General features: G+C 29.6%; 20 protein-coding genes. 16 read left to right on the top strand and 4 right to left on the bottom strand.

The window, feature by feature from the left end; genetic code table 11:
• Window positions 1–70: 70 nt before the first annotated feature.
• Genes ABDX67_RS12275 through ABDX67_RS12285 form a run of 3 tightly spaced genes read left to right on the top strand, consistent with a single transcriptional unit; the run spans window position 71 to window position 3229 of the window.
• Window positions 71–2581, top strand: a complete 2511-nt coding sequence (locus ABDX67_RS12275; protein WP_347175328.1) for an AsmA family protein — start codon at window positions 71–73, stop codon at window positions 2579–2581.
• A gap of 4 nt (window positions 2582–2585) precedes the next feature.
• On the top strand, window positions 2586–2891 hold the full coding sequence (locus tag ABDX67_RS12280; RefSeq protein WP_347175329.1) for a DUF2752 domain-containing protein: 306 nt from the start codon (window positions 2586–2588) through the stop codon (window positions 2889–2891).
• A gap of 14 nt (window positions 2892–2905) precedes the next feature.
• Window positions 2906–3229 (top strand): CCC motif membrane protein, encoded by a 324-nt coding sequence (locus ABDX67_RS12285; protein WP_347175330.1) that lies wholly within the window; start codon window positions 2906–2908, stop codon window positions 3227–3229.
• A gap of 57 nt (window positions 3230–3286) precedes the next feature.
• Here the strand turns inward: ABDX67_RS12285 and rocD are convergent, their stop codons facing one another.
• The 3 genes from rocD to ABDX67_RS12300 all read right to left on the bottom strand — a co-directional run bounded on the left by rocD (window position 3287) and on the right by ABDX67_RS12300 (window position 5669).
• Window positions 3287–4525 (bottom strand): ornithine--oxo-acid transaminase, encoded by a 1239-nt coding sequence (gene rocD, locus ABDX67_RS12290; protein ID WP_347175331.1) that lies wholly within the window; start codon window positions 4523–4525, stop codon window positions 3287–3289.
• Between the two features lie 213 nt (window positions 4526–4738).
• On the bottom strand, window positions 4739–5116 hold the full coding sequence (locus tag ABDX67_RS12295; RefSeq protein ID WP_347175332.1) for a DUF6768 family protein: 378 nt from the start codon (window positions 5114–5116) through the stop codon (window positions 4739–4741).
• Window positions 5106–5669, bottom strand: a complete 564-nt coding sequence (locus ABDX67_RS12300) for an RNA polymerase sigma factor (protein ID WP_347175333.1) — start codon at window positions 5667–5669, stop codon at window positions 5106–5108. Before ABDX67_RS12300 ends, ABDX67_RS12295 begins: the two co-directional genes overlap by 11 nt.
• Window positions 5670–5811: 142 nt before the next feature.
• Here ABDX67_RS12300 and rlmD point away from each other — a divergent pair, with 142 nt between their 5' ends.
• The 11 genes from rlmD (at window position 5812) to ABDX67_RS12355 (ending at window position 13515) form a co-directional block, all read left to right on the top strand.
• Complete coding sequence (gene rlmD / locus ABDX67_RS12305; protein ID WP_347175334.1) at window positions 5812–7263, top strand: 23S rRNA (uracil(1939)-C(5))-methyltransferase RlmD; 1452 nt, start codon at window positions 5812–5814, stop codon at window positions 7261–7263.
• Between the two features lie 63 nt (window positions 7264–7326).
• Complete coding sequence (locus tag ABDX67_RS12310) at window positions 7327–7551, top strand: type II toxin-antitoxin system ParD family antitoxin (RefSeq protein WP_347175335.1); 225 nt, start codon at window positions 7327–7329, stop codon at window positions 7549–7551.
• Window position 7552: 1 nt separating this feature from the next.
• A complete protein-coding gene (locus ABDX67_RS12315) occupies window positions 7553–7855 on the top strand; it encodes a type II toxin-antitoxin system RelE/ParE family toxin (RefSeq protein ID WP_347175336.1) in 303 nt (100 codons plus the stop codon).
• A gap of 180 nt (window positions 7856–8035) precedes the next feature.
• Window positions 8036–8518, top strand: a complete 483-nt coding sequence (locus ABDX67_RS12320) for a DUF6452 family protein (RefSeq protein ID WP_347175337.1) — start codon at window positions 8036–8038, stop codon at window positions 8516–8518.
• The gene (locus ABDX67_RS12325; RefSeq protein ID WP_347175338.1) at window positions 8499–9185 is read left to right on the top strand and encodes a DUF6048 family protein; all 687 of its coding nucleotides are present in this window, start codon (window positions 8499–8501) and stop codon (window positions 9183–9185) included. The genes ABDX67_RS12320 and ABDX67_RS12325 overlap by 20 nt, the downstream gene beginning before the upstream one ends.
• Before the next feature lie 59 nt (window positions 9186–9244).
• The gene (locus ABDX67_RS12330; RefSeq protein WP_347175339.1) at window positions 9245–10192 is read left to right on the top strand and encodes an isopenicillin N synthase family dioxygenase; all 948 of its coding nucleotides are present in this window, start codon (window positions 9245–9247) and stop codon (window positions 10190–10192) included.
• 70 nt (window positions 10193–10262) lie between these two features.
• On the top strand, window positions 10263–10586 hold the full coding sequence (locus ABDX67_RS12335) for a translation initiation factor (protein ID WP_347175340.1): 324 nt from the start codon (window positions 10263–10265) through the stop codon (window positions 10584–10586).
• 60 nt (window positions 10587–10646) lie between these two features.
• Window positions 10647–11594 (top strand): DUF1835 domain-containing protein, encoded by a 948-nt coding sequence (locus ABDX67_RS12340; protein ID WP_347175341.1) that lies wholly within the window; start codon window positions 10647–10649, stop codon window positions 11592–11594.
• Window positions 11591–12457 carry a nucleoside phosphorylase gene (locus ABDX67_RS12345; RefSeq protein ID WP_347175342.1) on the top strand — a complete coding sequence of 289 codons (867 nt, stop codon included), beginning with the start codon at window positions 11591–11593 and terminating at the stop codon, window positions 12455–12457. Before ABDX67_RS12340 ends, ABDX67_RS12345 begins: the two co-directional genes overlap by 4 nt.
• On the top strand, window positions 12458–13318 hold the full coding sequence (locus ABDX67_RS12350; RefSeq protein ID WP_347175343.1) for a substrate-binding domain-containing protein: 861 nt from the start codon (window positions 12458–12460) through the stop codon (window positions 13316–13318).
• Window positions 13319–13350: 32 nt separating this feature from the next.
• Complete coding sequence (locus ABDX67_RS12355; RefSeq protein ID WP_347175344.1) at window positions 13351–13515, top strand: hypothetical protein; 165 nt, start codon at window positions 13351–13353, stop codon at window positions 13513–13515.
• Between the two features lie 272 nt (window positions 13516–13787).
• Here the strand turns inward: ABDX67_RS12355 and ABDX67_RS12360 are convergent, their stop codons facing one another.
• Window positions 13788–14453, bottom strand: a complete 666-nt coding sequence (locus ABDX67_RS12360; RefSeq protein ID WP_347175345.1) for a uracil-DNA glycosylase — start codon at window positions 14451–14453, stop codon at window positions 13788–13790.
• Window positions 14454–14553: 100 nt separating this feature from the next.
• On the opposite strand from ABDX67_RS12360, the gene ABDX67_RS12365 reads away from it, so the two are divergent.
• The gene (locus ABDX67_RS12365) at window positions 14554–16788 is read left to right on the top strand and encodes an endonuclease MutS2 (protein WP_347175346.1); all 2235 of its coding nucleotides are present in this window, start codon (window positions 14554–14556) and stop codon (window positions 16786–16788) included.
• A 30-nt stretch (window positions 16789–16818) separates the two neighbouring features.
• Window positions 16819–17304 carry a hypothetical protein gene (locus tag ABDX67_RS12370; protein WP_347175347.1) on the top strand — a complete coding sequence of 162 codons (486 nt, stop codon included), beginning with the start codon at window positions 16819–16821 and terminating at the stop codon, window positions 17302–17304.
• Window positions 17305–17748 lie beyond the last annotated feature (444 nt).

Genomic DNA, 17748 nt, shown 5'->3' on the forward strand with positions numbered 1-17748 from the left:
ATTAATCCTATTAATATGTAATAAATTAGTACAAATCCTTGTTATCAATATTGATACACAAACAAAAAACATGAATAAGAAAAAAACGAAATCGACATCCGTCATTAAAAAAATTGCAAAGTGGTTTTTTGGAATTGTTTTACTTCTAATCCTTTTATTAGCAAGTGCTCCGTATTTATTTAAAGATAAAATAAATGCAATAATTACAAAAAGCATTAACGAAAAAGTAAATGCAACTGTATCATTTGATGATGTAGATCTAAGTTTATTAAGAAGTTTTCCGTTGGCTAATTTATCCATTTCTAAATTGCATATTTTAAACAACGCACCTTTTAAAGGCGACACACTTTTTTATGCATCCGAAATTCATTTAAAAATGAATATTGGAGAATTATTTAAAGATGCTTCTGAAGCTATGGATATCAAAAGTTTTTATCTTGATAAAAGTTTTTTAAACATCATTTTTGATAAAAATGGAAACAAAAATTTTGACATTGCAAAAGAAGCTACAACAGCAACTACTTCAACAAAAAGCGAACCTTTTTCTTTAAATATTGAGGAATATGCTGTTGCTAATTTAGAGGTAAATTATAGTGATAAAGCTTCTAATTCTAAGATTAGAATTAGCAATATTGTGCATTCTGGAAAAGGCAATTTTAACAAAGACATTTTAGATTTAAAAACAACTTCGAAAGCAAATCTTTCTGCGGATGTAAACGGAACAAATTACTTGAATGCTATTGCTATTTCTTTAGATGCCGTTTTAGGAATCGATTTAAAAAACAACATTTTTACATTTAAAGAAAATAAAGGTTTTATCAATCAATTGCCTTTAGAATTTGACGGATCTATTCAGTTAGTAGAAACGGGACAGTTGTACGATATCAATTTTAAAACGCCAACTTCTTCGTTTAAAAACATGTTAGGTTTAATTCCGGCTCAATATGCTGGAAACTTAGATGCAGTTAAAACGGAAGGTGATTTTGATATCAACGGGATTTTAAAAGGAACGTATTCTGAAAATACAATTCCGACTTTTGATATTTCATTCAATTCAAAAAATTCATTATTCAAATATGATAATTTACCAAAAACGGTAAAAAACATCAATATAAATGCTACAATCAGTAATAAAACTGGTCAGATAAACGATACCTATGTTACTGTAAATGATTTGTCGTTTCGCATAGATGAAGATGTTTTTAATGCAAAAGGAAACGTAAAAAACATCCATAAAAACCCAAAAATTAGCTTAACTGCAAACGGAACAATCAATTTAGAAAATATTGCAAAAGCCTATCCCATAAAGTTAGAAAAACAACTTTTAGGAATTTTAAAAGCTAATGTTACAACAGTTTTTGATATGAATTCTGTTGAAAAAGGAAATTATCAAAATATTAAAAACTCAGGAAATATTAGTCTTAGCAATTTTAAATATGAAGGAAAAGAAGTTGCCAAACCTTTTTTAATTGACAAAGCAACAATTGCTTTTACAACGAGTAAAATACAGCTGAATCAGTTTGATGCTAAAACAGGAAAATCTGATCTTCAAATTAAAGGAGCATTAGATAATTTTTATGGATTTTTATTTCAGAATCAAGTATTAAAAGGTGCTTTTAATTTGGAATCAAATTATATAGAGGTATCAGATTTTTTATCGCCAACAACTGTTGTTACTAAAGAAAAGAAAACGATTGAAGCAATTAAAATTCCGTCTTTTTTAGATTGCACAATCAATGCAAAAGCAAAAGAAGTTCGCTACGACAATTTAACTTTGTCTGATGTATCAGGTAATTTGATTGTGAAAGATGAAAAAGTAAATCTTGACAAGCTAAAAATGAATCTTTTCGGTGGAAATATTCTTTTATCAGGAATTGTTTCTACAAAAGAAAACACACCGACTTTTAACATGAATTTAGGCTTGGATAAATTAAATATTTCGAATTCGTTTTCTCAAATTGAAATGCTTTCTGCCATCGCTCCGATTGCAAACACTATTGATGGAAAGTTAAATGCAACGATAGAGTTGTCTGGATTTTTAAAGAATAATATGACGCCAGATCTGTCTAAATTAACAGGAAATTTATTTGGACAATTGGTTGATAGTAAAATAAATGCCGATAAATCGAAATTATTATCGAGTTTAAATGCGCAAGCAAATTTTTTAGATTTTGAAAAACTAAGTTTAGATGATGTAAAAACCTACATCGCTTTTAAAGACAGTAAAGTAACGATAAAACCATTTCAATTAAAACACAAAGACATTGTATATTCAATTTCTGGAACACATGGTTTTGATCAAACAATGAACTATGATGTTAAAGCGGAAATTCCTGCAAAATATTTAGGAAAGGAAGTTGTTGGTTATTTGAGTAAATTGTCGGATAAAGATGCTAAAGAAATAAAAAACGTTCCTGTAAATATTGATGTCTCGGGTAATTTTAAAAATCCTGCAATTAAAACAGATTTAAAACAAGCAACAAAAAAACTAGTTGACAATTTGATAGAACAACAAAAAAACAACTTAATTAATAAAGGAAAAGGCTTGTTAAATAATTTATTAAAAAACAATAAAAACTAACCAATTGTTAACTAAACTCATACTTCAAACAGAAGATTATATGCTTCCTTGCTTAAACAAAAAACTCTTTGGAGTAGATTGTTTAGGTTGTGGTTTTCAGCGTTCATTTTTATATTTAATAAAAGGCGATTTTGTTGAAGCTTTTAAAATGTATCCTGCAATTTATACAATCTTAATTCTTGCTATTTTTGCAATAGTACATTGGAAATATAAATTCAAAAACGGAAGAAAAATTATTATTACTTTAGCCTCATTAAATATTTTAATCATTGTGATTAGCTATTTTATAAAAATGAATCAATTATTTTAACCAATTAATACATTATGGAAAGACAAAAATTACCAAATGCAACAACTTCACTTATTTTAGGAATCGTATCTATTGTTACTTGCTGTTGTTATGGAATCATAGGATTACCTTTAGGAATTGCAGCAGTAGTTTTAGCAAATAAAGCTAAAAAAATATACTTAGAAGCTCCAGAAAATTACACAGGATATTCTAATGCGAATACTGGAAAAATTTTAGGGATTATTGGTATTATTTTAAATGCATTATATCTAATAATGATTATAATTCTTATTTCTGCTTTTGGTTGGGCTGCATTGCAAGACCCGCAACTATTCCAAGAAAGAATGTTAGAACTTTAAAATTAAAAAAGCCTGCAAATGCAGGCTTTTTTAATATATAAACTTGAATACTTTTTTCTAAAACTCAGAAATAGTTTTCTTAATAATAGCAATACAATCTCTTAATTGTTCTTCATTCATTACCAAAGGTGGCGCAAAACGAATGATGTTTCCATGAGTTGGTTTTGCTAACAATCCGTTATCTCTTAATTTGATACAAATATCCCAAGCAGTTGAACTATCTTCTGTATCGTTAATTAAAATAGCATTTAACAATCCTTTTCCTCTTGCCATTTTTACCAGATCGTTTTGATTTGCAAATTCTGACATTTCTGCTCTAAAAATTTGTCCTAAACGTTCAGCATTTTCTGCTAAATTTTCTTCTCTTACAACTTCTAACGCAGCAATTGCAACAGCAGCTGCAACTGGATTTCCTCCAAAAGTAGAACCGTGATTTCCTGGTTTAATAACATTCATAATGTTGTCATTTGCTAATACAGCTGATACAGGATACGCTCCGCCAGAAAGTGCTTTTCCAAGAATTAAAATATCTGGTTTTACATTTTCGTGATCTACCGCTAACATTTTACCTGTTCTTGCAATTCCTGTTTGTACTTCATCAGCAATAAACAATACATTGTGTTTTGCACACAATGCTTTTGCTTTGGTTAAATACCCTTCAGAAGGAACGTAAACGCCTGCTTCACCTTGAATTGGTTCAACTAAAAATGCTGCAATATTTTTGCTAGAATTTAAAACTTCTTCTAAAGCTTGTAAATTATCATATTCTATTTTGATAAATCCATCAGTATATGGACCGAAATTTTTACGTGCTACAGGGTCGTTTGAAAAAGAAATAATGGTGGTTGTTCTTCCGTGAAAATTATTTTCACAAACAATAATTTGTGCTTCATTTTCTGCAATTCCTTTTACTTCGTATGCCCATTTTCTAGAGATTTTCAATGCTGTTTCTACAGCTTCTGCACCAGTATTCATTGGTAATAACTTGTCAAAACCAAACAATTCTGTTGCAAATTTTTCATACTTACCAAGCATGTCGTTATAAAATGCTCTAGAAGTTAATGTTAATGTTTGTGCTTGTTGCACCATTGCACCAACAATTTTTGGATGACAATGCCCTTGGTTTACTGCAGAATACGCTGATAAAAAATCGTAATATTTTTTACCTTCTACGTCCCAAACATATACGCCTTCTCCTCTACTCAACACCACAGGAAGTGGATGATAGTTGTGAGCTCCATACTTGTTTTCTAATTCGATCGCTTGTTGCGAAGTTAATTGGTCTAAAACAGCCATTTTTAATAATTTTAAATTTATATAATAACCATTCCTTATCTACCTTTATCCTTTCGAAAGTTTCGAAAATTCAGCGTGGGAAAGAAATCATCCCCGAAGTTTTACAAAAGTAGTAAAATTATATTTTGAAATAAAAATTATTAAGTAAAACGAAGCACAATTTAAAAACCTCACAGATTAATAATAATCTATGAAGTTTTATTTTAGAGTTTTCTATTTTGTTGAAGTGGAACTAATCAACAATTCTAATCGTTTTAGTTCTCTAAGAATTGCATTTTTATCCATTTGCATCCATGCAAAAATCTTTAACATGCTAACTCCAAATAAGAATACCAATCCGCCAACGCCCCATTTAATAAGTTCATTTGTTTCTGTTGTATTAAAAAACTGAACGGTGCAATACACAAACAATCCGAAGAAAATTAAGGTCATAAAATTCATTAGATACATAATCCATTTATTTTTCCCTTGAAACAATCCAATAATCATTTCAAAAATATTTTGTTGTTCTAATTCATCGTAAAATTTTGCTTCTTCCTGCGTAAGTGTTTCTTTTATTAATTTGTCTATTTCTTCTGTGTTATTCTTCATAAGTTCTTTGTTTTAATGATTTTTTTAATTTTTCTCTTGCGTGAAACAATCTCGATTTTGCGGTACCAACTGAAATTTCTAAGACTTCACTTATTTGTTTCAACGAATAGTTTTCTGTGTAAAATAATTTGATAATCATTTTTTGATTTACTGGCAATGCATCAATTTCCATTTTTAAAATGGATAACAATTTTGTTTTATTATCTTCAGATTTATCAATATTTATGTTTTTGTCTTTTTCATCATAAAAAGTATTCAGTTTATTGCTTTCTCTTTTATTTGCTCTAATCCAATCAATTGCTTTTCTATTTACAATACTAATACTCCAACTTTTAAATTGCTTCGGATTCTTTAAAGTGTCTAGTTTTTTAAAAATAATCACCCAACTTTCTTGTGCAATATCTTTAGCAACATCTGCATCTTTTACATACCAATAAGCGAGTTTACAAAACTGAACGTGCCACTTTTTAACCAAACCAGAAAGTGCTGCTGTATTTCCTGATTGATACGACAATACCAATTCACAATCTGATAAATTATTTGTATCCTTCATAATTAATTACATCTTATAGACGTACAATTTGAGAAAAGGTTCATTTTTTATTTAAAAGTACGGATATATTCTAATTTATATCAGTTTTTAATCAATTGAAACCATATCTTTTCCTAATTTTGCGAACCATAAAACACATCAAATGCCACGTAGAGAACGAAATAAATTTGTGAAGAGAAATCAGGTTTTAGAATTAAAAATCGAAGATTATGCCTTTGGCGGAAAAGGAATTGCAAGAATAAAATCTGAAGAAGGTAGTTTTGTTGTTTTTGTTCCGAATACTTTACCTGGACAAGTGGTAAAAGTTCAAATTCAGAAATCGAGCAAAAAATATGCTGAAGCTAAATTGATAGATGTTTTAGAACTGTCAGAAAACGAAGTTGAAGTTCCGTTTCAAGATATTCCGGGCGCACCTTATATCAAATTACCAATCGATTTACAACATCAATATAAAAAAGAAAGCACCTTATCTTTATTTAAACGAATAGGGAAAGTAGAAAATATTGAAGATTTATTTGACGAATTTATTACATCACCAAATGTGTTTCATTACAGAAATAAAATGGAATATGGTTTTTCTGCAATTGGTTATGATAGAGTTGCAAAGCACGATAAAGACGAGTTTACGTTAGGTTTTAAAAGACGTGGAGTTTGGTGGATGGGAGACAATTTAGAAAAAGATTCTGGCTTGTTTGATGCACAAGTAGAAGACAACTTAAAGTTAATCAGAAAATATTGTGAAGACACAGGTTTACAACCTTGGCACGGACCAAAAAGAGAAGGTTTCTTTCGCTATTTTGTAGTTCGAAAATCATATAAAACCAACGAATTATTATTCAATTTAGTAACTACTTCACCAGAACTAGAGAAATTCGACTTACAAAAATTTGCAGCATTTTTAATTGAATTATTTGGCAATAGACTTGCCGGATTATTACATACCATAAACGACGAAACTGGCGACAGAACCATTGCAACTTCTGGTAGTTTAGAATTGGTGTACGGAAAAGACAAAATTGTTGAAGAGTTATTAGGATTAAACTTTGAAATCAGCATGAAAAGTTTCTTTCAAACGAATCCGAAATGTGCAGAAAAATTATACAGCAAAGTGGTAGAATATGTGTTAGAAGACAAATCAAAAGTTGACAATACTGTGGTTATGGATTTATTTTGTGGAACCGGAACCATCGGACAAATTGTTGCTTCTAAAAGTGAAAACGCAAAAATTGTTGGTGTAGATATTGTTGCGTCTGCAATTGAAGACGCAAAAGAAAATGCCAAAAGAAATAACATTAACGGGTTACAATTTTATGCTGCTGATGTTGGTAAATTTTTAACAGCACATCCAGCATATAAAGGAAAAATAAAAACCATTATTTTAGATCCTGCAAGAGTAGGAATTGCACCTAAAACATTACAAAAAATCATCAACTTAAATGCAGACAGAATGGTATATGTTTCTTGTAATCCGGCAACACAAGCAAGAGACACAGAATTATTAAGAGAAGCTGGTTATCAAATTAAAAAAATTAGTTTGGTAGATCAATTTCCGCATACTTCTCATATAGAAACTGTGGTGTTATTTGAAAAATAATTATGTCCATAATTGCTAAATATGGATAAAATCTATATATTTATATTTTAAAAGAAGATAATTATGAATATTAGTTTTACAAAGCAACAGGAAGAATACATAACTACTCAAGTAAAGTCTGGAGAATATCAAAATAATAGTGAAGTTATTAGAGATGCGTTACGTCTTCATACAATTTATAGGAATAAAGTTATAAATGACTTAAAAGCAGAGATTGAAAAAGGGCTTGAAAGTGGAATTAGCAAACGATCGGTTCAGGAAATTATAGCATCGAAACGTAATAAATAGTATGATTACTATCACAAACTATGAATTAACTAATGATGCAGATACTGATTTAGAAGACATCTTTGATTACACAGAAAAAAGACACAACCAAGATCAAGCAATACTATATTTATCAACTATTGAAGGTGTATTTTTTCAATTATGTAAACAGCCAAATTTAGGTAGATTAAGAAATGAAATTAAAGAGAATATTTTTAGCTTCCCTATTCAAAAACATATTATCTTTTATAAAATTGATACAAATAAATTAATTATTATTAGAGTTTTACATAGCAGCAGAGATATGCCAAAACATTTAAAATAATTATTTTAGATTCTGCAAAAATAAGAATTACATCAAAAAACATTGCAAAAAAAATAGTTTAGTAAAACAATTTCAGTGCTCTTTTCATATAAAACTGTGATTTTATTTGAAAAATAATAGCTGTATTTTAACGTTGCTTACAAAAGAAAATACTTACTTTTGAGATTGAATTTTATCAATATGAAAAAAAACATTTTTATTCTTCTTTTAAGTCTGCTTATTTTCAGCGCTTGCGAAAAAGATGATATTTGTTTGTTACCAACAACTCCTAAACTAGTATTGCGTTTATACGATGCTGCAAATCCAGCTACACTAAAAAATGCAGAACGATTGTCTATTTGGGCAGATGGAAAAGACACGATTTCAAACTATATAAGTGTTTCTCTAGATTCTATTGCAATTCCTTTAAATGTTAATGCAACTCAAACTATTTATCATTTTAAAATGAATAAAATTGATGGGAATACCGCAAATGACATTACCGATACTTTTACTATAAATTACACAACAACAGAAGAATACGTTTCGCGTTCTTGTGGTTTTAAAACCATTTTTAACAACGTAACAATAACTTCTACGAATGGTTGGATTCAATCCTTTACGCCAACTTCTTTAACAATAATTGATACTCAAACAAGCGCGCATGTTCAAATATTTCATTAGTTTTTGTTTGATACTTACTTCGCTAAGTAATTTTGGGCAAGAAAAACAAGTCATCGATTCTGTTTCTAATAAAACTGCTTACGGATTACGTTTAGGAATTGACATCAGCAAACCAATTATGGGAATGATTGATTCTAATTCTAGCGGAATAGAATTTGTTGCAGATTACAGAATTTCTAAAAACTGGTACATTGCAACTGAATTTGGAGCTCAAGAAGAAATTACTGTAGAAGACTACACAAATTCAACATCAAAAGGGTCTTTTTATAAAATCGGAATAAATTACAATGCGTATGACAATTGGCTAGATATGAATAACGAAATCTTTGTTGGATTTAGATATGCAACAAGTGCTTTTGAGCAAACCTTAAACAGTTATAAATCTAACACAGGAAGTGATTATTTTGCTGGAAATATAATTTCAACTCCTTTAACAACAAAAGGTTTAAATGCACATTGGACAGAATTTGTATTGGGTATAAAAGTAGAAACCTTTAAAAACTTGTTTTTAGGTTTTAGTTTTTCTTATAAAATAATGTTGAGTTTAGAGCATCCAACAAATTTTAAAACACTCTATGTTCCAGGGTTTAACAGGGTTTTTGATACAGAAACTGGCTTTGGTTTTAATTATACCATTTCTTATACAATTCCATTTATTAGCAAGTAATACCAATTTTATTACTTGTTTTTAGTAACTTTATCTTCCTTTATTAAAATTTATTAAAAATGAACAAAATACCTAGCGTAAATTTGGCCGATTTTTTATCGGATGATCCTCAAAGAAAACAACAGTTTATAAAAGAAATTGGACATGCATACGAAAACATAGGTTTTGTTGCATTAAAAGGTCATTTTTTAGACGATAAATTAGTTGATGATTTATATACTGAAATTAAAAACTTCTTTGATTTACCTACAGAAGTAAAAGAGAAATACGAAATCCCAGGAATTGGTGGTCAGCGAGGATATGTTTCTTTTGGTAAAGAATCTGCAAAAGGTAAAAAAGAAGGAGATTTAAAAGAGTTTTGGCATTTTGGTCAATATGTAGATAGAGATTCTAAATATGCAAAAGAATACCCAGCAAATGTTACTGTAGAAGAATTACCAAAGTTTAATGAAGTTGGTAAACAAACCTATCAAATGTTAGAAAAAACCGCAAAATTTGTATTGCGTTCTTTGTCATTACATTTAGGATTAGAAGAAACCTATTTTGATAATTATATCAAAAACGGAAATAGTATTTTACGTCCAATTCATTATCCGCCAATAAAAACGGAGCCAAAAGGAGCAGAAAGAGCTGCAGCTCATGGAGACATTAATTTAATTACCTTATTAATGGGCGCGCAAGGAAAAGGATTGCAAGTACAAAATCATAATGGAGATTGGATTGACGCTGTTGCAGAACCAGATGAATTGATGATAAATGTTGGCGATATGTTATCGCGTCATTCTAATAACAAGCTAAAATCAACTATTCACAGAGTTACAAATCCGCCAAAAGAAATGTGGGGAACATCACGTTATTCAGTTCCATTTTTTATGCATCCAATTAGCGATATGAAATTAGATGTATTAGAGAATTGTATTGATGCTGAAAACCCAAAACAGTTTGATGATATTACAGCTGGCGAATTTTTAGATGAACGTTTAAAAGAATTAGGATTAAAGAAGTAAACAGTTTACAGTTGCAGTTTTCAGTATAAGACTGACTGCCAACTAAGACTGAATACTGAATACTGAAAAAATGGATTTAAAAGATCAACTTAAAAACTTATTTCCTGAGCACGAAGAAGTGAAAGAAAAAGTGAAAGAAAAATCAACTATTTGGTTACAAGACGACCCAATAATTTGTAAATATGAAAAACGAAAAGGAAAACCAATTACTATTTTAGAAGGCTATACAGGAGCAACATCAGACTTCAAAATATTAGCTAAAGAAATTAAAACCAAACTGTCTGTAGGTGGAAGTTTTAAAGATGAAAAAATTATTATTCAAGGTGATTATAGAGATAGAATAATGACGATGTTAAAGGATAAAGGATTTAAGGTAAAACGCGTTGGTGGTTAACACAAAACGTTAAAGTATAGCAACTAAAAAATAAATAAAACTTAGCTTCGTTTTTTAATTATGAAAACTTCAATTTTACACATCACAAATGGTGATAGTACAACCGATTATTTAAAAAAGTTAAACTTTAAAGGTGATTTTATTACATGGAGAGAAATGTTGTGTGAAGGTAAAACGAATGTACATGTTGGTAGCGAACATTTTTGGAAAGCTAGATTCGAGTTTTTAAAACAATCTTATAAAGTTACCAAAAAGCAATTTATAGATTTAACGCTAAAAGAATATAGAAACTTATGTAATCAAAAATCGCAAGAAGAAATTGTTTTGTGGTTTGAGTACGATTTGTTTTGTCAAATAAACATGATTGCCGTTATCAGTTGGTTAAAACGATATAGAAAAGGCAGAAAAATATCATTGGTTTGTAGCGGCAAAATTAAAGGAAGTAGCAAGTTACACGGTTTATCAGAATTATCAGAAAATCAACTTAAAGAACATTATAAAAACAAAATAGAATTAACTATAGACGATATTGCATATGCAGATTATGTTTGGCAATTGTATTGTTCTAACAATCCAATAAAATTACAAAACTTGTATCAATATCAACAAAACACAACTTTTACTTATTTAATGGATAGTTTATTAGCGCATTTACAACGTTTTCCTTCAATTGGAAACGGGCTAAATAAAGTTGAAAATAGTATTCTAGATATTGCTGTAAGTTCTAAATTAAATTCGCAAGAAGAATTAATTAATGCTGTTTTAAAACAAGAAAATCAATATGGTTTTGGTGATCTTCAATACAAAAAACAAATAACAGATTTAAAAGATTATTTTTCTTCTTTTTCTCCTGTAAAACTGAACAAAACAGGTGTAAAAGTCCAACAACAAGTATTAAATACTTATGCCAATATGCGAGATGATTTTTCGTTTTTAGGTGGCGCAAAAAAATACAATTTCTTATACGATAACTCAACACAAAAGTTATTGAAAATTACCTCTTTATGATACAAGAATCAGAACTGATTTTAAACCCAAATGGAAGCGTTTATCATTTAAACTTACTTCCAGAAAACATTGCTACAGATATTATTTTTGTAGGTGATCAAGATCGCGTAGATAAAATTACAAACCATTTTGATTCTGTAGAATTTACAACACAAAAACGAGAGTTTAAAACGTCAACTGGTTTTTATAAAGGAAAACGTTTGACGGTTATTTCAACCGGAATTGGACCAGATAATATTGATATTGTTATTAATGAATTAGACGCTTTGGTGAATATTGATTTAAAAACAAGAACCATAAAACCAAATCACACAAAACTAAATATTGTAAGAATTGGTACTTCTGGTTCTTTGCAATCTGATATTCCTGTTGATAGTTTTGTGCTTGCAAAATACGGTTTAGGTTTCGATGGAATGATACACTCTTACGATTGTGAAAATATTCTAGAAAAAGAAATTGAAGATGCTTTTATTTTACATACAAATTGGTCGCCAAGAAAAGCAAGACCTTATGTTGTAAATAACAGTGCTGAATTAGAAAAAAAACTAGTTAGTGATATTATTAAAATCGGTTTTACTGCAACGGCTGTTGGTTTTTACGGACCTCAAGGAAGGGTTTTACGTTTGGCAATTCAAGATCCAGATTTAAATTCTAAAATTGATTGTTTTAACTACAACGGTATTAGAGTTACCAATTTAGAAATGGAAACATCAGCAATTTATGGTTTGTCAAAATTATTAGGACACAATGCATGTTCTATGAATGCAATTATTGCAAACAGAGCTAACGGAACTTTTAGTAAAGATTACGGAAAAGTTGTTGATGATTTGATTTTGTATACGTTGGAAAAATTGGTAGAATAAATGATAAACCTAACAATTGGCGGTGTTCCAGAACATTTTAATTATCCTTGGTATTTAACGCTAAAAAATAAAGAATACACGAAACACAACATCAATTTACGTTGGAAAGATTTTCCTGGTGGCACTGGACAAATGAATGCTGCTCTTCGGAATTCTGATATTGATATTGCCATAATTTTAACAGAAGGAATTATCAAAGATATTGGAGAAGGAAATCCGTCTAAAATTGTACAAACCTTTGTTAAAAGTCCGTTAGTTTGGGGAATTCATGTTGCAAACAATTCTACTTTTCAGCACATTTCTGATTTAGAAAATGCTACAATTGCTATCAGTAGATTTGGTTCTGGTTCGCATTTAATGGCAATTGTAAACGCTTATAATAATGGTTGGGATATTAACAAATTACAATTTAAAGTTGTTGGCGATTTAGAAGGCGGAATTGAAACACTTACAAATGGTGAAGCAGATTATTTTATGTGGGAACATTTTACCACAAAACCTTTAGTTGATGAAAATACTTTTAGAAGGATTGGAAATTGCCCTACTCCATGGCCGTGTTTTGTAATTGCAGTTAGAGATGAAATTCTAGAGAATTATCCAGAAGAAATTAAAGTAATTTTAGATTGTATCAATTCTAAAACAGCAACTTTTAAAACCATAGAAAATATCGATTCAATACTTTCTATACGATATCAACAAAAGTTAGAAGATGTTCAAAAATGGTTGTCAATTACAGAATGGGAAAGTGAAAAACCAATTTCTGAAGAATTAATTGAAGATATACAAAATAAAATGATTGCCTTTAACGTTATAGACTCGAAGATTGATGCTTCAAAGTTCATTAAAAATATGTACATTTAAACTTTTAAATTTTAGTTCAAAATTAGTTCGAAATGAAAAAAGTAGTATTTATTGCAATTTGTACATTAGGAATTCTGAGTATCACTTCTTGTAGAAGTACATCAGCAAGCTGTGGTTTAGCTGAAAACACATCAACGAAACAAACTCAACAAAACTTTCAACAAACAACCATTGTTGCAGAAGCAACGGTTAAGTAGTTGACTGTCTTATTCAAATTCAATAAATCCGCTTTTATAGCGGATTTTTTTTATTTCTAAAATGTTTTTATCTTTTATAGCAAACAAAAAAAAAGACTCACCTTTTATGATAAGTCTTTTTTAAATAAATTAAATTGAGGGTAATTCATTAGACATTTTAGGGAATATCTAACTACTCAAAATACATTACTTTAAGCTCAAAACTATTAACATATGTTAATAAGTTGAAAATATTTCTGAAACTTCACACAAAAGGTATGTAAATATTAAAATTACCAATCAATTTTTGAAGTTCCTAAATTTTCTAAAATTTTATTTGTTTTAGTAAAATGCTTGTTACCAAACCAATAACCTCGATTAGCACTTAATGGCGATGGATGTCCAGATGTTAACACATAATGCTTTTTCTTATCAATTTTTTTACCTTTTTTTTGTGCAAATCCGCCCCAAAGTAAAAAAACGACATTTTCTTTTTCTTCCGATATTTTTGAAATTACAGCATTTGTAAATGTTTCCCAACCTTGTTTTTGATGACTTCCTGCTTCGTGTGCCCTAACAGTTAATGTTGCATTTAATAACAAAACGCCTTGTGCTGCCCAACGAGATAAATCTCCTGAAACTGGAATTGGAATTTGTAAATCAGTTGCTAATTCTTTAAAAATATTTTGTAATGATGGCGGATGTTTAATTCCATCATGAACAGAAAAACACAAACCATTTGCTTGACCGACATCGTGATATGGATCTTGACCGATTATCACCACTTTTATAGCATTAAAAGAACACGCTTTAAAAGCAGCAAAAATGTCCTTTTTTTCAGGATAACAAGTAGAATTTTGATATTCTGATTTCACAAAATCAATTAGGTTAATAAAATACGGTTTCCCAAATTCTGTTTGTAAAATATTTTTCCAAGAATCCGATATATTTAGATGCATACTTTCTTATTTTTGCTTTCGTTGTTTGTTCATTTAATTAAATGTCATCTCTAGCGGAGTTGAGAGATCTGTATTGTAAGATTCTTCTACTTTTGTAGGAATGACAGCGAAAATCAAAGATACTAGTTTGGCTAAGAATATTTCAGAAAAAACATTGCAAGATTTAGAGTTTCCTACAGTTTTACAACATGTAGCGGAATATTGTATTTCTGAATTAGGAAAATCCGAAGTTCTAGGCATCAAACCTATTGAAGATGCGGAATTATTGCAGCAAGAATTATATTTGGTAAACGAATATTTATCATCATTTATTAGTGAGAATAAAATTCCGAATCATGGTTTTGAAGATATTTCTAAAGAAATATTTACGTTAAATATTGAAAATAGTTTTTTAGAAGCAAGTGCGTTTTTAAAAATTGCCACCGTTTCTGAAACGGTAAATGAATTACTAAAATTCTTTACAAAATTTGAAACTTATTTCACTACCATACAAAGTATTAGTCAAGAAATTGAATATACGCCAGCAATTATAAATGCCATTAATAAGATTATAACTTCTTACGGAGAAGTTGCCAATACTGCATCGCCACAATTAAAAGAAATTAGAAAAGAGATTGCTAAAATTCGTGGTAAAATTGGCGAAAGTTTTACAAGAGATTTAAGCAAATATGCTGCTGCTGGATTTTTAGATGACATTAGAGAATCGGTTGTTGACAATCACAGAGTTTTGGCTGTATTAGCAATGCATAGACGTAAAGTAAAAGGAAACTTTTTAGGATCTTCAAAATCTGGAAATATTGTTTATATCGCTCCGCAAGCAACACTAAATTACGATCGAGAATTACAAAATTTAACCTACGAAGAACAGCAAGAAGTTACCAGAATATTAAAAAAGTTAGCAGCAGAAATTAAACCTTTTGTTCCGTTATTACATTTGTATTTACACTATTTAACGCATTTAGACGTTATTGCTGCAAAAGCAAAATATGGTAAAAGTTTAGATGCAATTTTACCAAAAATAACTTCTGAAAAGAAGATAGATTTTAAAAAAGCATATCATCCAATTCTTTGGAAAAAGAATCAAGAAAAAAAGATTGAAACGGTTCCACAATCCATCATTTTAAATGAGAATCAACAAATAATTGTAATTTCTGGCCCAAATGCTGGAGGAAAAAGTATTACCTTAAAAACCATTGGTTTATTACAAGTAATGTTGCAAAGTGGTTTGTTAATTCCGGTTGATGAACGTAGCGAAACTTATATTTTTAATACAATTCTTACAGATATTGGTGACAACCAATCCATAGAAAATCAATTAAGCACCTATAGTTATCGTTTAAAAAACATGCGTAATTTTTTACGAAAATGTAATAAAAACACCTTGTTTCTAATTGATGAATTTGGAACGGGTTCTGATCCTGAATTAGGTGGTGCTTTGGCAGAAATTTTTTTAGAAGAATTTTACAATAAAAAAGCATTTGGAGTTATTACCACACATTATTCTAATTTAAAAGTGTTGGCAAACGAATTAGAGAATGTAACCAACGCAAATATGCAGTTTAACGAACGTACTTTAGAACCTTTGTATAAATTGTATGTTGGACAAGCAGGAAGCTCTTTTACTTTTGAAGTTGCGCAGAAAAATGGCATTCCGTTTAGTTTAATCAACCAAGCAAAAAAACGAGTTGAGACAGAGAAAATCCGATTAGATAAAACCATTTCTAAACTACAAAAAGAGCGCAATCGCTTGCAAAAAAATTCTGACAACCTAGAAAAACAAGTTTCAAAAGGAAAAGAACATGTTGATAGTTTGCAAGAAAAAGAACAAAAAGTGCAAGATAAACTAGCTGACTTTCAAGAGTTGTATGATAGCAATCAGAAAATGCTAACTATTGGTAGAAAAGTAAATGAACTCTTAAATCATTATTTACAGACTAACAATAAAAAGAAGTTTAACGCCGAGTTGCAAAAATGGATTGCAGCTGAAAAAACTAAATACTTAAAGAAAAACCCAGCGAAACCTAAGACCAAATCAGAAAAGAAAACGGCTAAAGTTGTTGCTGAGAAAAAACAAGAAACTATTAAAAAAGTAGAAAAAGAAGTACTAAAAAAAGTAGTTGAAGTACGTAAAGAAAAGAAAATTGAAGCAACAAAAATCGCAAAAGCAAAAGCAGATTATCTTTTTAAAGTAAACGACCGTGTGCGTTTATTAGACGGGAACGCAGTTGGAACTATTGATAAAATTGAGAAGAAAAACGTGTTTATCAATTATGGTATATTTACTACAAAAGCCAAAGTTGAGCAATTAGAATTGGTTGAAAAAGCTAAAAAATAATTTGCTATATTTATAATTCTAAAAAAAACAATGAAAAAACACTTTCTACGTAGCCTACTTTTAGTATTCTTATTTAACTTATCCTCTTGTACAAAAAACGATGATTTTGTTGTAGAAAATGAAATTGTTGGTCATTGGCAAATGTATAAGACAGAAGCATTAACTTCTGTAATAGATCAATGGACAGGAACTACTTTTACAAGAAAAGACAAATGGTTTAGTAATAATCATAATGATTCTAGAATTTTTATTGAGTTTTATGAAGACGGAACTTTTACCGAATTTTATGGAGACACACCTGTTTTTGAAGGTATTTGGGGAAAGAAATTGAATGTTTATTTTTATAAATATAAGAAGAAAGACAACAACAAATATTTAGAGAAAACACGTTACATAAATATTTACTGCAAAAATAGTTACTCAATAAAAAGTGAAGGCGACGAACGGAACATTAGCTATTTTAGAAAAAAAGAAACGACCGAGTGTAACGATAAAATTGTTTATAAAGTAAAATGATTTGCTTTGTAATTGATAAAACAAGTGTTTTTACTTATTGATTTTACCAATATAAAAAACGAACTTCGCTAACGCAAAAGGTTAAGGCGAGTGGCGTTGAGCTTGCTCAAAAGGCACGTTAGCCTTTAGACATTCGTTTTAATCGTAGTTGTAGGCAGTATGCCGTATAACAAGGTTAAAACTAATGACGTAGGCATTTGCGTTGATAGGGAATATAGGGCTTTGTACAGCTTCTTTTTTGAAGCGGAAAAGTACGTGCCGAAGGCATATTGCCTATCAACTTCGTATATAACTAATTAAGACTCGGTCATATACGAAATCACGTTAGCGAAAATTGCAGAGATGGAAGAAAACATAAAAAATCAAACGATAATTGACATTAAAATTTATAATGTCAATGAAAATTATATTGAATTTAATAATGGTTATTCTATTGATGGAGCA

Source organism: Polaribacter uvawellassae (genome assembly GCF_039748955.1).
Taxonomy (GTDB): domain Bacteria; phylum Bacteroidota; class Bacteroidia; order Flavobacteriales; family Flavobacteriaceae; genus Polaribacter; species Polaribacter uvawellassae.

What these genes read in the sequence shown, in the direction of transcription:
- ABDX67_RS12310 (WP_347175335.1), top strand. Translation starts at nt 7,327, where the DNA reads ATGAATATTAGTTTTACAAAGCAACAGGAAGAATACATAACTACTCAA.
- rocD (WP_347175331.1), bottom strand. Translation starts at nt 4,525, where the DNA reads ATGGCTGTTTTAGACCAATTAACTTCGCAACAAGCGATCGAATTAGAA.
- ABDX67_RS12345 (WP_347175342.1), top strand. Translation starts at nt 11,591, where the DNA reads ATGATACAAGAATCAGAACTGATTTTAAACCCAAATGGAAGCGTTTAT.
- ABDX67_RS12315 (WP_347175336.1), top strand. Translation starts at nt 7,553, where the DNA reads ATGATTACTATCACAAACTATGAATTAACTAATGATGCAGATACTGAT.
- ABDX67_RS12335 (WP_347175340.1), top strand. Translation starts at nt 10,263, where the DNA reads ATGGATTTAAAAGATCAACTTAAAAACTTATTTCCTGAGCACGAAGAA.
- ABDX67_RS12275 (WP_347175328.1), top strand. Translation starts at nt 71, where the DNA reads ATGAATAAGAAAAAAACGAAATCGACATCCGTCATTAAAAAAATTGCA.
- ABDX67_RS12350 (WP_347175343.1), top strand. Translation starts at nt 12,458, where the DNA reads ATGATAAACCTAACAATTGGCGGTGTTCCAGAACATTTTAATTATCCT.
- ABDX67_RS12355 (WP_347175344.1), top strand. Translation starts at nt 13,351, where the DNA reads ATGAAAAAAGTAGTATTTATTGCAATTTGTACATTAGGAATTCTGAGT.
- ABDX67_RS12295 (WP_347175332.1), bottom strand. Translation starts at nt 5,116, where the DNA reads ATGAAGAATAACACAGAAGAAATAGACAAATTAATAAAAGAAACACTT.
- ABDX67_RS12365 (WP_347175346.1), top strand. Translation starts at nt 14,554, where the DNA reads ATGACAGCGAAAATCAAAGATACTAGTTTGGCTAAGAATATTTCAGAA.
- ABDX67_RS12325 (WP_347175338.1), top strand. Translation starts at nt 8,499, where the DNA reads ATGTTCAAATATTTCATTAGTTTTTGTTTGATACTTACTTCGCTAAGT.
- ABDX67_RS12300 (WP_347175333.1), bottom strand. Translation starts at nt 5,669, where the DNA reads ATGAAGGATACAAATAATTTATCAGATTGTGAATTGGTATTGTCGTAT.
- ABDX67_RS12330 (WP_347175339.1), top strand. Translation starts at nt 9,245, where the DNA reads ATGAACAAAATACCTAGCGTAAATTTGGCCGATTTTTTATCGGATGAT.
- ABDX67_RS12370 (WP_347175347.1), top strand. Translation starts at nt 16,819, where the DNA reads ATGAAAAAACACTTTCTACGTAGCCTACTTTTAGTATTCTTATTTAAC.
- ABDX67_RS12360 (WP_347175345.1), bottom strand. Translation starts at nt 14,453, where the DNA reads ATGCATCTAAATATATCGGATTCTTGGAAAAATATTTTACAAACAGAA.
- ABDX67_RS12320 (WP_347175337.1), top strand. Translation starts at nt 8,036, where the DNA reads ATGAAAAAAAACATTTTTATTCTTCTTTTAAGTCTGCTTATTTTCAGC.
- rlmD (WP_347175334.1), top strand. Translation starts at nt 5,812, where the DNA reads ATGCCACGTAGAGAACGAAATAAATTTGTGAAGAGAAATCAGGTTTTA.
- ABDX67_RS12285 (WP_347175330.1), top strand. Translation starts at nt 2,906, where the DNA reads ATGGAAAGACAAAAATTACCAAATGCAACAACTTCACTTATTTTAGGA.
- ABDX67_RS12340 (WP_347175341.1), top strand. Translation starts at nt 10,647, where the DNA reads ATGAAAACTTCAATTTTACACATCACAAATGGTGATAGTACAACCGAT.